The 13046-nt window shown below is 71.5% G+C and carries 12 protein-coding genes; 9 read left to right on the top strand and 3 right to left on the bottom strand.

Features of this window, described 5'->3' with window-relative positions; genetic code table 11:
• Nucleotides 1-25 precede the first annotated feature (25 nt).
• From OHB04_RS07905 to OHB04_RS07890, 4 genes are all read left to right on the top strand, one after another.
• Nucleotides 26-817 (top strand): HpcH/HpaI aldolase family protein, encoded by a 792-nt coding sequence (locus OHB04_RS07905; protein ID WP_326807126.1) that lies wholly within the window; start codon nucleotides 26-28, stop codon nucleotides 815-817.
• Entirely contained in the window at nucleotides 814-1773 is a 960-nt protein-coding gene (locus OHB04_RS07900) for a phosphoglycerate dehydrogenase (RefSeq protein ID WP_326686990.1), read from the top strand. Before OHB04_RS07905 ends, OHB04_RS07900 begins: the two co-directional genes overlap by 4 nt.
• A 160-nt stretch (nucleotides 1774-1933) precedes the next feature.
• Nucleotides 1934-3343, top strand: coding sequence for an Nramp family divalent metal transporter (locus OHB04_RS07895; RefSeq protein WP_326686989.1), 1410 nt, complete (start codon nucleotides 1934-1936; stop codon nucleotides 3341-3343).
• Between the two features lie 110 nt (nucleotides 3344-3453).
• Nucleotides 3454-5235, top strand: coding sequence for a carbamoyltransferase family protein (locus tag OHB04_RS07890; protein ID WP_326807125.1), 1782 nt, complete (start codon nucleotides 3454-3456; stop codon nucleotides 5233-5235).
• A 54-nt stretch (nucleotides 5236-5289) separates the two neighbouring features.
• Here the strand turns inward: OHB04_RS07890 and OHB04_RS07885 are convergent, their stop codons facing one another.
• The 3 genes from OHB04_RS07885 to OHB04_RS07875 are packed head-to-tail and all read right to left on the bottom strand — an operon-like array spanning nucleotide 5290 to nucleotide 8332.
• Nucleotides 5290-6573, bottom strand: coding sequence for a hypothetical protein (locus tag OHB04_RS07885; RefSeq protein ID WP_326807124.1), 1284 nt, complete (start codon nucleotides 6571-6573; stop codon nucleotides 5290-5292).
• Between the two features lie 29 nt (nucleotides 6574-6602).
• Entirely contained in the window at nucleotides 6603-7292 is a 690-nt protein-coding gene (locus OHB04_RS07880; protein WP_326807123.1) for a hypothetical protein, read from the bottom strand.
• Entirely contained in the window at nucleotides 7289-8332 is a 1044-nt protein-coding gene (locus tag OHB04_RS07875) for a bifunctional lytic transglycosylase/C40 family peptidase (RefSeq protein WP_326807122.1), read from the bottom strand. Before OHB04_RS07875 ends, OHB04_RS07880 begins: the two co-directional genes overlap by 4 nt.
• A 129-nt stretch (nucleotides 8333-8461) precedes the next feature.
• Here OHB04_RS07875 and OHB04_RS07870 point away from each other — a divergent pair, with 129 nt between their 5' ends.
• From OHB04_RS07870 to OHB04_RS07850, 5 genes are read left to right on the top strand one after another with little or no spacing between them, the layout of a single operon-like run.
• The gene (locus tag OHB04_RS07870; protein ID WP_326807121.1) at nucleotides 8462-9070 is read left to right on the top strand and encodes a DUF6668 family protein; all 609 of its coding nucleotides are present in this window, start codon (nucleotides 8462-8464) and stop codon (nucleotides 9068-9070) included.
• Between the two features lie 12 nt (nucleotides 9071-9082).
• On the top strand, nucleotides 9083-9391 hold the full coding sequence (locus OHB04_RS07865; protein ID WP_326686983.1) for a hypothetical protein: 309 nt from the start codon (nucleotides 9083-9085) through the stop codon (nucleotides 9389-9391).
• A 57-nt stretch (nucleotides 9392-9448) separates the two neighbouring features.
• Nucleotides 9449-10237 carry a hypothetical protein gene (locus OHB04_RS07860; protein ID WP_326686982.1) on the top strand — a complete coding sequence of 263 codons (789 nt, stop codon included), beginning with the start codon at nucleotides 9449-9451 and terminating at the stop codon, nucleotides 10235-10237.
• Nucleotides 10237-11553 (top strand): hypothetical protein, encoded by a 1317-nt coding sequence (locus OHB04_RS07855; RefSeq protein WP_326807120.1) that lies wholly within the window; start codon nucleotides 10237-10239, stop codon nucleotides 11551-11553. Before OHB04_RS07860 ends, OHB04_RS07855 begins: the two co-directional genes overlap by 1 nt.
• The gene (locus OHB04_RS07850) at nucleotides 11540-13039 is read left to right on the top strand and encodes an SCO6880 family protein (RefSeq protein ID WP_326686980.1); all 1500 of its coding nucleotides are present in this window, start codon (nucleotides 11540-11542) and stop codon (nucleotides 13037-13039) included. Before OHB04_RS07855 ends, OHB04_RS07850 begins: the two co-directional genes overlap by 14 nt.
• Nucleotides 13040-13046 lie beyond the last annotated feature (7 nt).

The following is a 13046-nucleotide window of genomic DNA, read 5'->3' as shown; positions in this document are numbered from 1 at the left end:
GCCCTCCCCGTCCGGAGAACCCGTCATGACCACCGCCGCGCACTTCACCGCCGCCCTGCGCGACCGCCAGCGCCTCATCGGCTACTGGTCGTTGCTCGACTCACCCGTCGCCGCCGAACGCCTCGCCCGGCTCGGATACGACTACCTCGCCTTCGACGCCCAGCACGGCCTCTTCGGCTACCAAGGTCTCCTCAACAACCTCATCGCCACCGACACCCGGGGCTCCACCGCCGTCGGCCTGGTCCGCGTCGAGGCCAACGACATCACGTACATAGGCCGCGCCCTCGACGCCGGGGCCGCCGCCGTCATCGTGCCGCTCATCGACACCGCGCGGGACGCCGCCGACGCGGTCGCCGCCGTGCGCTATCCGCCGCACGGCCGCCGCTCGTACGGGCCCATGCGGGCGCAGCTGCGGATCGGCCCCGACCCGGCCGGCACCCACGAGCAGACCGCCGTCCTCGCCATGATCGAAACAGCCGACGGGCTCGCCAACGTCGAGGAGATCTGCGCCACCCCCGGCCTCGACGGCATCTACGTGGGCCCCTCCGACCTGCGCCTCGCCCTCGGCGGCCGGACCTCGACGGACCCGGACCTGGCCGAGGAGTTCGAGGCGGCCCTGGCGCGGATCCGCGAGGCCGCCGAGGCCGCGGGGATCGCCGCCGGCATCCACAACGCCGACGGCGCGAGCGCCGCCCGCCGCCTCGACGAGGGCTTCACCTTCGCCAGCGTCGCGGCCGACGTCGTCCACCTCCAGCAGGCCGCCGCCGCACACCTCGACACCGCCCGGAGCACCACGGACCGGAACACCGGCGCATGACCTCCCCGGGGCGCACCACCCTCATCACCACGCCGACCTTCGCACGGCACTCGCCGGACCCGTGGACGCTGCTCGCCGAGAGCGGCGCGGGACCGGTCCGCCCCTACCAGGACGACGCGCTGCCGTACCACGAGCTGCTGGAGCGGATATCCGGCGCCGACGCGCTCGTCGCCGGCATGGACCCGGTCACCGCCGAGGTCATGGACGCGGCGCCGCGCCTGAAGGTCATCGCCAAGCACGGCGTGGGCACCGACACGATCGACCTCGACGCCGCCCGCGACCGGGGGATCCCCGTCGTCTGCGCACCCGGCTCCAACTCCCGTGCCGTGGCCGAGTACACCTTCGGCCTCATCCTCGACGCCGCCCGTCGCATCACCGCCTCGCACACCGCGGTGGCCGAGGGGCGCTGGCCCAAGCTCTTCGGCCCCGAGCTGTACGGCAGGTGCCTGGGCCTCGTGGGCTTCGGCCGGATCGGCCGTCTCGTCGGCGGCTACGCGCGGGCGTTCGGCATGCGCGTACTCGCGCACGACCCGCACGTCCCCGACGACGCGGTATCCACGGCAGGGGCCGAACCGGTCCCGCTCGACGCGGCGCTGTCCCGGGCCGACATCGTCACCCTGCACCTCCCGCCCGCCGGAGAGCCCCTGCTGAACGCCGCCCGGCTGGCTGCCATGAAGCCCGGCGCGATCGTGGTCAACGCCGCCCGTGGCGGGCTCGTCGACAGCGACGCGCTGGCCGAGGCCCTGCACTCCGGCCGGCTGGCCGCCGCCGCGCTCGACGCCTTCGCGGTGGAACCCCTCCCGGCCGGCCACGTGCTGCGCACCGCGCCCAACGTGACCCTCACCTCCCACATGGCCGCCTGCACTCCCCAGGCCAACCGCGCGATGGGACTGATGGTCGCCGAGGACATCGTCCGCGTCCTCGCCGGAGAGCCCCCGCAGCACGCGGTGGGCTGACCCGGGCCGGCCTCCGACCGACCCGTCGGTCTTCCGTCCCCCTCGCCGCACCCCTTCTCCGCGGCTCTTCTCCCCGTCCCCGGTTCTCTCCGTCCCCCTTGTTCCGCTTCTCTCCCCTCCGCTCCGGCGACGGCGCCGGAATCAGCAAAGGAACACCCCCGTGACGACCACCGCACCCCCGCCCGCGCAGGCCGATCCGTACGCTCTGCGCGCCGAAGACGCCCGCCCCGCCCCCGAGACCTTCCGCGACCGGCTGCGCAAGCTCGGCCCCGGTCTTGTACTGTCCGCTGCCGTCGTCGGCTCAGGTGAACTGATCACCACCACCTCGCTCGGCGCGAAGGCCGGGTTCGCGTTGCTGTGGCTGGTGATCGTCTCGACCGGGGTCAAGGTGTGGGTGCAGATGGAACTGGCCCGCTGGACCATCCTCAACGGCCGCCCCGCGCTCGACGGCTTCCGTGACGTCGGCCCCCGGATCGGCCGGCTGAGCTGGATCAACTGGGTCTGGATCGGCATGGATTTCGCCAAGATGTTCCAGCGCGGCGGCATCATCGGCGGCACCGCGGCGGCCTGCTCGATCCTGCTGCCGATCCACGGGGCGGCGCTGAGCACGTCGTCCCTGACCATCTGGGCCCTGATCGTCACCGGCGGCGCCATCCTCATCCTTCAGACGGGCAAGTACCACGTCGTGGAGCGGGTCGAGGTCGTCGGCATCACGCTCAAGACAGTCATCACCCTCGGCCTGGCACTCGCCCTGCCGCTCACCGCCTTCGGATACGGCACTGAGCAACTGGCCGGCGGACTGAGTTTCCAGATACCGGCGGGCACGGTCGGCATAGCACTCGCCATGTTCGGCATCACCGGCGTCGGCGCCGATGAGATGACGACGTACACGTACTGGTGCCTGGAGAAGGGCTACGCCCGCTGGACCGGCCCCGACGACGGCAGCGAGGAGCGCGCCCGGCGGGCCGAGGGCTGGCTCAAGGTCATGCGGCTCGACGTGGCCGTCTCCTGGCTCGTGTGCACCATCTGCACCCTGTCCTTCTACGTGATCGGCGCCTCGGTGCTCCATCCGCAGGGCCTGATGCCCGAGGGCAACGACATGATCACCACGCTGTCGCGCATCTACACCGACACGCTCGGGCCATGGGCCGAGTACCTGTTCCTGGCCGGCGCGATCGCCGTCCTCTTCTCGGTCACCGTCGCCTCGTCGGCCAGCGTCCCCCGCTTGTGGACCAACACCCTCGGTCTGCTCGGAGTGGTCGACTGGCACGACATGCGCTCGCGCACCCGCACCATCCGTATCCTCACCTGCTGCCTGCCCCCGGTGTGGATGTGCATCTTCCTGTGGATCCAGTCCCCGGTTCTGATGGTGCAGATCGGCGGCATCGGCGGCGGCGTCTTCCTGCTCGCCGTGGTCGTCGCCGTCTGGAGACTCCGCTACACCGGCGTGCCGAAGCGCTTCCGCAACAACCCCTGGCTGACCGCGGCGCTGGTCGTCAGCAGCCTCGCCATCCTCGGTGTCGGCGTCTACGGGATCCTGGAGACGCTGGGTGTGGTGAGCGAGGGATAGCCGCCAACAGCCTCCCCCACCGGCTTCGTGCATCACATCTATCCCCAAGTGGGCCTGCCACCTAGCCTGTTGCACCTGCCACTGCTGTTGTGCTGGGGGAGGCTGAGACAGTGATCGTGCTCGGTTACAACGGTTTCACCAGAGGTGCGGAACTCTTCGGGCGGCTGTACGGGGCGACCGGTGTCGGCCGCAATCTCCTGGTAGGACACGACGCCGCGGCGGCCCTGTCGATCGACGGCGAGGTGGTCGCGGCGGTCGAGGAGGAGCGGCTGAGCCGGATCAAGAAGACCTCCGATTTCCCTGCGAACGCGATCAAGTGGTGTCTGGACTTCGCCGGTGTCGGCCTCGACCAGGTGGACGTCTTCGCTTTCCCCTGGCGCTTTTCCCCGACTGTGGCCGAGGAGATGATTTCGCAGATATGCCAGGCCGATATGCCGGTCACGGCCAAGTTCGAGGCTCTACGGAGCACCGGTGAGCTCTACACCGACATGCTCAGCCGCGACGCGGTCCACGGCGACTTCGTCCAACGCACCGGCTACGAACTGGACCCCAACAAGCTCGCCCTGGTGCCCCATCACCTTGCCCACCTCATGTGCGGCGCCTACCTGGCCGGCGGGGGCGACGCCGCCTTCCTGGTGAGCGACGGCCGGGCGGAGACCCTGTCCTCCGTCATGGGCGAGCTGCGCAACGGCGTGGTCCGCCTCTTCGACGAGAGCACCGTCGACATGACCAGCTCGCTCGGCGTGGCCTACGGGAGGATCACCCGCTACCTGGGGTTCGTTCCCAACAACGACGAGTACAAGGTCATGGGACTGGCCGCGTACGGCCCGACGCCGCGGCACAACCCCTTGCTCGAACGCGTCGTGCGGCTGCACGAGAACGGCTCGTACACGATCTCCGTCCCCCGGGACATCGGGGCCTACTACGCCCTGTTCGACGACCTGTTCGGCGGCGACGGCGAGAAGCGTGAGGAGTTCGACTTCCGGGTCAAGGTCGCGGGATTCGCACAGCACATGGCCGAGGCCGTCACCGCCCATCAGCTGCGGACGCTGACCGCGGCCTCCAGCCTGGACACCCTCCTCTTCGAGGGCGGTCTGGCACTCAACTGCGTGGCCAACACGAAGATGTTGGAGAGGTCGTCGTTCACCGGCATGGAGGTCAGCTTCGGGGCCAGCGACCCGGGCGTCGCCATCGGCGCGGCCGTGTACACCGCCGGTCTCAGGAACCGGCCCACCGCCGCGGTCACCACCCCCTACCTGGGGCCCGCGTACGACGAGACGCACATCCTGGACGCGCTGGCGGAGCACGCCGATCGCGTCGAGTGGCGGGAAGAGCCCGACGCCACCTCGGTCGCCGCGACAACGGCGGAGCTGCTGGCGGGGAAGAACGTCGTGGGCTGGTTCCAGGGCCGCGCCGAGTTCGGGCCGCGCGCCCTGGGGAGCCGTAGCATCCTCGCCAACCCGGCCTTCCCCGACATCAAGGATGTCATCAACCTGCGGGTGAAACACCGGGAGCCCTTCCGCCCGTTCGCGCCCGTCGTCCTCGAATCCGAGGCTCCACGCGTCTTCGAACTGGGCAAGAAGACCTCGTCCGCCTACATGACGTTCGTCTTCCCGGTGCGGGAGGAGTACCGGGAGCGGATTCCCGGAGCCTGCCACGTGGACGGTACGGCGCGGGTCCAGACAGTCGACGAGCGGCAGAACCCCGCGCTCACCGAGCTGTTGCGGACCTTCACGGCGCGGACCGACGTGCCCTGCCTCCTCAACACCTCCTTCAACGTGGCCGGTGAGCCCATCGTGTGCTCGCCGCGGGACGCGTTGGAGTGCTTCCTCGCCACCGAGATCGACTACCTGGTCATCGACCGGTTCGTGGTCACCAAGAAGGCCCGCTGAGCTGCCGGCCGCACGGCACGCTCGAGCGGGCGCTTTCGGGTCACCCCGTTCTCCCTACATCGGTGTGAGGTGCTGCTGAGGGGATGGGTGGGCACGGCCGGCGGCGTCCCGGGCTGCTTCGAGCTGGGTCTGGTAATCCAGGACGGCGGCGAACGCGCTGCCGCCCTCGCCCGGTATCTGGTTGCGCATCCGCACCATGGCGACCCCGGCGGACACCGCCGTCTCCAGGTCGGAGATCTCAAGCCACAGCGCGTGGGCGCGGCCCGCTACCGACTCGGCCTCTTCGGAGGCCCCCTGATAGTGCCAGCGCTCGGCGACATCGCGGTACAGCCGCACTCCGCCGACGGGGTCTCCGGCCAGTCCGGCGATGCGTGCCCGCGCCTCGCGGACGCGCAGGGCGTCGGGGTGGGACAGGCCCAGCGCGCCGGCGGCTTGCTCATCCAGCTTTACGGCGAGGGCGACGGCCTGGTCCATACGGCCCGCCGCGGCGTGTGTGTCGAGGCGGGACACAGCCTCGGCGAGGGAGCTGGGAGCCTCCGGCAAGCTCTGCTGAGGGGCAGGGGCAGGGGCAGGGGCAGGGGCAGGGTCGGGAGCGGGAGCGGGTGCGGGGGAGAGAACGGCGGCCAGGGCCGGGTGGGGAGTGGGTTCGGGTGCTGGCGTGGGTACGGGGGCGGCGGCCGGGGCCGGGTCGGGTGCGGGCGTGGGTACGGGAGCAGCGGCCAGGGCTGGTTCGGGAGCGGGCGCCGGGGCTGGTTCGGGAGGGGCTGCCAGGACTGGGTCGGGTGCGGGTGCGGGTGCGGGTGCGGGTGCGGGTGCCGGTGCCGGTGCGGCGGCCGGGGCCGGTTCCGGCGCCGGGTCGGGCGTGGGTGCCGGCTGTGCGGCCGGGTGCTGGACAGCGCCGCCGGTGTTCTGGACGGCGGCGCCCGGGTGCTGGACGGCCGCGCCCGGACTCTGGGCGGCTCCCATGTCCTGTGTGCGGCCGGGGACTTGGGGGCGGCCGGGTGCGGGAGCGCGGCTGGGCGTATGGGCGTTGCGCTTCTTCGGTGACTTGCCGCGCTGTGACTTGCCGCGCTGCGGGCCGCCGGACATCTCGCCCACCGACCCGTCGGGCGAGATGACCAGCTGCCACACGGTGCCGTCCGGCTCGGTGGCCGCGGCCCGCACCGGCCGGCCCAGCCTGACGGCCGCGGCGACGACGTCCTCGATGGCCGAGGCGCGGGTGGGGTGCTCGGACGCGGGAAGGAGCGGGCCGGAGACGGCCACCCGGCCGCTGTGCTGGACGTCGAAGGAGTACACCGGCCAGGCGGGTACCTCAGAGGGTTCGTACGTGGTGGGCATGGAACTCCCTTCGGGTGAGACTCGCCTGGCTATTGCACAGTAACGCCGGCGACCCGCCAATCCGCGTCGGGAGCCGACCGGACGAGCTGCACGTACGCCGCGACAGTGGTGGGCTTGGGCTTCCAGCCATCCCGGCCGTGCGGGGTGGTGGTGACGGTCCACTGCCGCCAGGCCTCGGTGTCGGTGTCGTCCGGCCTTGCCGCGTCCTCGGTCTTCGCCACCTCGACCTTGGTGTAGGCACGGTGGTGTGTCCACTTCTCCCACTGGGCGCCGGGAGCCGAACGGGAGCGGTGCCCGCGCAGTTGCTTCTCGTACTTCTCACTCAGCCACCCCGCGTCCGCTGTGCGCACAGTGGCGTCCTGCGGGCCGCTGTCGATGGTGGTGTCGGACGTCCACATCGCCTTGAGCGTCCCCTCGCCGACCGCGTCGGCGTCGCCCTGGTCGACGTCACCGGGCTTTGGGATGCCCCCCTTGGGGGTGCCCCCGGAACTGCTGGGCGAGGGGGCGGTTGTGCTGGGAGCGGGCGGGGACGAGGGCTTTCCGGTGCCGGTTTCGGGGGCGGGGGAGGAAGTCCCGGACGAGGCGGACGCGTCCGCGCGCGCCTTGCCACCGCCGTCGCCGTCGTCCCCGCCGCCACCGCAGCCGGCTACGGCGAGTGTGAGTGTGAGCGCGAGTGCGAACGTCCTCACGGTCGTGGCGCGCGAACCATGAGCAGTCATCCGAACCGCCTCACCTTCTGGGGCTTGCTGGCGTAGTAGCTGTCGTCGAGTTGGCTGATCTTGACCACGTCGCCGGTCTTCGGCGCGTGGATGAACTGCCCGTTTCCGAGGTAGATGCCGATGTGGTCGTAGCTGCCGTGCAGGGCGAATCCGATCACGTCGCCCGGCTGCATCTCGTCACGGGATACCGGCTTGCCCGCCGTGACCTGGACCTGGGAGGTGCGGGGCGGCATCGTCTTGCCGTCGCTCGCGCGGTAGACCGCGTACTGGACCAGGCTGGAGCAGTCGAAGCCGACCGTGTTCGCGCCCTGCGCGAAGCCCCGCCCGGGACCTTCCGGACCACCGCCGCCCCACGCGTAGGGGGTGCCGAGCCACTTCTTGGCGTAGGCCACCACCCGGTCGCCGAACGGTCCGCCCTTCTCGATCTTGCCGCCCGCGCCGCCGCCGGAGTACTCGGCCATCGAAGCGATGATCTTCGTGACGTAGCTCTGCGTCTCCGGGTACAGGGGCACGCCGCCGAATTGCTCGATCGCGCCGGGACCCGCGTTGTAGGCGGCGAGCAGCAGCCGCGTGGGGTCGTCCTTCAACCCCATCTCCTTGACCTTGCCCGCGAGCCAGCAGTCGTAGCGGGCCTGGGTCATGATGGCGTCGCCCGGGGTGAACGGGTCGGCTGTGCCGTCAGGTTCGGCACTGCCGTCCTTGCCCGCCGCGTCCACCCCCCACGTCTTCCACGTGCCGGGCATGAACTGGCTCAGCCCCTGGGCCCCGACGGGACTCTCCGCCTTGGGATTCCAGCCGGACTCGGCCGCGATCTGCGCGGCGACCAGCGGCGCGCTGACCTCTTTGCACTCCTTGCCGGCGCGCTCGACCCACTCCGCGTACTCCGGCGGAATGCTCTTGATGTCGAGCGCCCCGTTGACGAGCCCCACGGGAGTGCCGGTTTCCTCCTCGTCGGCCGCCGCCACCACGGTCAGGCCGACCAGCAGGGCGAGTAGTACAGCGATGACACCCCCCGCCCATCTCACCGTGGCCGTGGTCATCTGCAACCCCCCTTGAACCAGTTCGATCGAGAGTCCGTAAGAGGGCTCGTAGTCGAAACCTGTGCTTGGAAATTTTTGTCAATTTATGTAGTGATTCGTGGCGCTGAGCTCGAGTCGAAGGGAGATGCCATGGCCGGGGATGCGCCGGCTCCCAACCCCTGGCTGTCGCCGACCCGCCCTTCGGAGGGCAACAACGGGGAGCCGCAGCGATCGGTTCAGGACGTGTTGAAGGCGCTGACCGGTCCAGCGGCACCCCAGGCCGGGGTGCCGCGGCCCGCGAACGTGTTGCCCGTCGCCGCGCCGCAGCCGGCCGCGGGTACCGGGTGGTGGTGGCTGGGCGTCCACGGCGGCGCCGGGGTCACCACGCTGGAGCAGGCGGTGCCCGGCGGCCGGGACGCGGGCCGCGCCTGGCCCGCGTCCGATGTTCCGCAGCCGGTGGTGCTCGTCGCGCGCTCGAGCGCGAGCGGCCTCAAGGCCGTGCAGAACGCCGCGGGGCAGTGGGCCTCGCAGATGGTCACCGGCGTCGAACTGCTCGGGCTGGTCGTCGTCGCCGACGCTCCCGGGCGCCGCCCCCGGGTCCTGCGGGACCTGGTGAACCTCGTGTCCGGCGCCGTGCCCCGGCTGTGGGAGATCCCGTGGGTGGAGCCGTGGCGGCTCGGAGATCCGCCCACGGCGGATCCGCCCAAGGAATGCGCGTCACTGGCGCGCGACCTGACCCGACTCATCCGACCCGCGTAAGGGGAAAACCGCATGTCCAGTCTGTTGGCGGCCGTCTCGGACGCCTCGCATCACCTCACCTACCTCGCGGCCCCCTCCGGCCCTCCGGACGTCGGCGGCGGCGCGGCGCCGCCCGGAGCCGACGGCCTGGTGACGGTGCTCAAGTGGGTGGCCTGGACCGTCACCGCGCTGTGTGTCGCGGGCATCTTCGGCGTCGCCGCGCGCATGGCCGTCGACCACTCGAAGGGCGGCGGTCGCGAGCACGTCAAGGGGCTGGGCCTGGTGCTGGGGGCATGCGTGCTCGTCGGCTCCGCCTCCGGCGTCGTCGGCGCGCTGGTCTGACGGCGCGTCAGTAATTAGCTGGGAGAGCACATGCGGATCTCAGGGATGGGGAGGGACATGGCAGAGCCCGCGGACCGCGCAGGCACCGACGAGCCGCGCAGCCCGTGGCTGCGGAGCGGCTTCGTCCTCGCAGCCGCGTTCATCGGCTTCGTAGTCGTCATCGGGTCGGTGGTCCTCTTCACCTCCGACTCCTCCGGCCGGGGTGACGGCTCCACCGCCGCCTCGGCGTCGGAGACGGGGACACCGCAGCCGGGCGATGGCGCCACGGAATCGCCGCCGTCGGTGTCCACGGACGGCGGCGGCGCGTCATGTCCCCGACTGGCGGACCGGCAAAGGGACGTGCCCACCGCGGCGCCCAAGGGCGTGGGCTGGAAGCTGTTCCACACCGTCGCCCTTCCCGCGTCGAAGGCCGCGGGCCCGGCCGTGATGGACGAGGACGTCGCGCGCTGTTACGCGCACACCCCCGTCGGCGCCCTGCTGGCGACCAGCCAGATCAGCGTGCGGTACCTGGCCGCCGACGACTGGCTGAAGGTGACGCGTGCTCAGACCGTCGGCGCGGGCCGGAAGTCCTACATCGCCGCACGGACCAAGTCGGAGAGCACGGCGGACCCCAAGTCCCAGGACGGCGCGGGACAGGGGCAGATCGCCGGCTTCAAGTTCGTCACGTACACCAGCAGCACGGCGGTGATCCAGACAGTGTGGCGGTTCCCGGACGGCCGGATGCAGGCCGCGACGACGACGGTGCTGTGGAAGGACGGGGACTGGCGGCTGGAGTACCCGGCCGACCCGACGGCGCCCACCGCGGTCGACTCCCTCGCCGGATACGTCAGCTGGGGTGGTGTGTGATGGCGGGCTGCGACTTCGGCTTTGTGCGCCCCACCGTGGGCGGCTACTGCGTGGGCGAGGGGGAGGGCACGGGCCCGAAGGACCTCGGCGACAGCGCGTTCGACAACATCGTGGACAGCGCCGCCAAGGCGGCGGGCTCCACCGTCAAGGCGCTCGGCAGCGCGTGGACGGACATCAAGTCCCCCGACCTCAGCTACGACACCGGGCCTGCGGCGTTCCTGCACGGCTCCACCTTGTGGTTCACCTCGTTCACCGCCGTGCTGTGCCTGCTCATCGCGGCCGGGCACATCGCCTGGCAGCGCCGCAGCGAACCCGGCAGGCAGGCCCTGCAAGGCCTGCTGAACCTGATCGTCGTCTCCTCGGCCGGGGTGGCCGCCGTCAATCTGCTGACCGTGGCGGGGGACAAGTTCAGCGTCTGGATCATCGACAGGTCCATGGGCTGCAAGCAGATCAGCCCGGACGGCCAGCCGGTCCAGCAGTGTGTGACCGAGTTCGACAACCGCGTCTCGGCCATGCTCTCCCTCGGGGACGCGGATTCCTCGTTCCTGGTCCTGATCATGTCTCTGCTGGTGATCTGCGCCAGCCTGGCCCAGATCGCCCTCATGATCGTCCGGGTGGCCATGCTGGTGATCCTCGCCGGCACGCTCCCGCTGTCCGCCGCGGCGAGCGCCACCCCGGCCGGCCGGGCCTGGTTCCGCAAGTCCGTGGGCTGGCTGCTGGCCTTCGTGCTCTACAAGCCGACCGCCGCGATCGTGTACGCGGCAGCCTTCTCGATGACCGGCGGCCAGGAACAAGGCGGAGAGGGCAACGAGATCATCTCCATGGTCTCCGGTGTCGTCCTGCTGGTGCTGGCCTGCTTCACCCTGCCCGCGCTGCTACGGCTCGCGGCCCCCGTCGCGCAGACGACGCTCTCGGGGATGGGGCGCGGCGCCAAGTCCGGTGCCGGCAGCGGCGGCCAGACCGTGGCCACCGGCGCGCAGACCGTTCCGCATCTGCGCGGTCTCGCCGCCGGCCGATCGGTCTCCGGGGCCACCGTGGTCGGAGGACGGACCGACGCCACCGGTGCGCACAGCACCGCGGGCAGAGGGGGCCGGTCCGCGCCCGGTTCCGGGGGGCCGACCACGGCCACGGGCGGCGAGTACACAGCGGCCACCGTCAACGAGCGCGCCCGGCAAGCGCCTCCGGTGGCCGTGCGGGACCGCTCCGAGGAGCAGCCGGAATCCGAAGGCCCCCCTGATGAGGAGCTGATCTCCTCCACGCCAACGACTCACCGATACAACGATGACCAGCAGAGGGAATCCCGTGGCAGCGATTGAAGTACACACCCCGCGCACCTACGGCAACTTCCGCAAGCCGCGCACCTCCGGACTGCGGGGCTTGTCCCTGGGGGCGACCTTGCTGGTGTTCGGCGGTCTGATCGCCGTCGTCCTCACCACGCTGTTCTCCATCTGGGCCGCGGTGGTGCTGGCCGTCGTACTGGCGGCGGCCATGGCTCCGCTGGCCGTACGCGACCGGCACGGCCGTACGCTGATGCAGCGCGTCGCGGTCCGGCTGGCCTGGCGGCGCACCGTTTCCTCCGGCGGCAACCTGTACCGCTCGGGCCCGGTGGGCCGGGCCGGGGACGGCACCTGCCGGCTGCCCGGTCTGGCCGCGCAATCCTCCCTGAACGAGGCGCAGGACGGCTACGGCCGCCCCTTCGCCGTGATCAGCATTCCGGCGACCAACCACCACACCGTCGTCCTGTCCTGCGACGCGGACGGTGCGGCCCTGGTCGACGAGCGGCAGGTCGACACCTGGGTGGCCCACTGGGGCCAGTGGCTGTCGGCGCTGGGCACGGAACCGGGACTCGTCGCCGTCGGCGTCACCGTGGAGACGGCCCCCGACTCCGGCGTCCGGCTCCACCAGGAGATTCACCACAACTCCGTCGATGACGCCCCGGATCTGGCGCGGGAGATGCTCCGGGACGTGCTCGCCGCCTACCCCAGCGGCTCGGCACAGATCAGCACCCGGATCGCGTTGACGTACTCCGGCGCGGCCCGCGCCGGCGCCCCGCGGCGCAACTTCGAGGACATGGCGGTCCACATCGGCACCCGCCTGCCGGGGCTGACCGCCGGGCTGTCCATGACCGGCGCCGGAACGGCCGTCCCGATGACGACGACCGAGCTCGCGGAGGCGGTGCGGGTCGCCTACGACCCGACCGTCGCGCAGCTGGTGGAGGAGGCGCGCGCCGCCGGCGGCAGCGGGCTGACCTGGGACGAGGCGGGCCCCACAGCGGCCGAGGAGGCGTGGGACCACTACCGGCACGACGGGGTCTACAGCGTCACCTGGGCCATGACCCAGGCCCCCCAGGGCGAGGTGCTCTCCAACGTACTGACCGGTCTGGTGCAGCCCAACCGCGACATCGCCCGCAAGCGGGTCACCCTGCTGTACCGCCCGCACAGCCGGGCCGAGAGCGCCCGCGTTGTCCAACAGGACTACAAGAACGCCCTGTTCACCGCCCAGCAGTCGCCGATCGGACGCGCGAGCGACGACGCGGAGGTGGTGGCGGCGAGGAAGGCGGCCGAGGAACAGGCCCAGGGACACGGGCTGATCCAGTTCGGAATGCTGATCACCGCCACCGTCGACTCGGCCGAGGACCTGCCCCGGGCGGGCGCCGCGGTGGACAACCTGGCGCCCGCGGCGCGTATCGCGGTGCGGCCCGTCTACGGCTCGCAGGCCGCCGCGTTCGCCGCGGCACTTCCACTGGGCCTGGTGCTGCCGCTGCACACCGCCCTGCCGCAGACCGTTCGCGACGCGATGTAGCTCTGGA

The sequence above is a fragment of the Streptomyces sp. NBC_01775 genome (assembly GCF_035917675.1).
Lineage (GTDB): Bacteria > Actinomycetota > Actinomycetes > Streptomycetales > Streptomycetaceae > Streptomyces.
The sequence above is the reverse complement of the archived record's forward strand: the minus strand, read 5'-3'. Positions and strand labels throughout refer to the sequence as shown.

Coding starts and splice junctions, on each gene's coding strand:
- OHB04_RS07875 (WP_326807122.1), bottom strand. CDS start 8,332: ATGACCACGGCCACGGTGAGATGGGCGGGGGGTGTCATCGCTGTACTA.
- OHB04_RS07865 (WP_326686983.1), top strand. CDS start 9,083: ATGTCCAGTCTGTTGGCGGCCGTCTCGGACGCCTCGCATCACCTCACC.
- OHB04_RS07870 (WP_326807121.1), top strand. CDS start 8,462: ATGGCCGGGGATGCGCCGGCTCCCAACCCCTGGCTGTCGCCGACCCGC.
- OHB04_RS07860 (WP_326686982.1), top strand. CDS start 9,449: ATGGCAGAGCCCGCGGACCGCGCAGGCACCGACGAGCCGCGCAGCCCG.
- OHB04_RS07905 (WP_326807126.1), top strand. CDS start 26: ATGACCACCGCCGCGCACTTCACCGCCGCCCTGCGCGACCGCCAGCGC.
- OHB04_RS07885 (WP_326807124.1), bottom strand. CDS start 6,573: ATGCCCACCACGTACGAACCCTCTGAGGTACCCGCCTGGCCGGTGTAC.
- OHB04_RS07900 (WP_326686990.1), top strand. CDS start 814: ATGACCTCCCCGGGGCGCACCACCCTCATCACCACGCCGACCTTCGCA.
- OHB04_RS07880 (WP_326807123.1), bottom strand. CDS start 7,292: ATGACTGCTCATGGTTCGCGCGCCACGACCGTGAGGACGTTCGCACTC.
- OHB04_RS07855 (WP_326807120.1), top strand. CDS start 10,237: ATGGCGGGCTGCGACTTCGGCTTTGTGCGCCCCACCGTGGGCGGCTAC.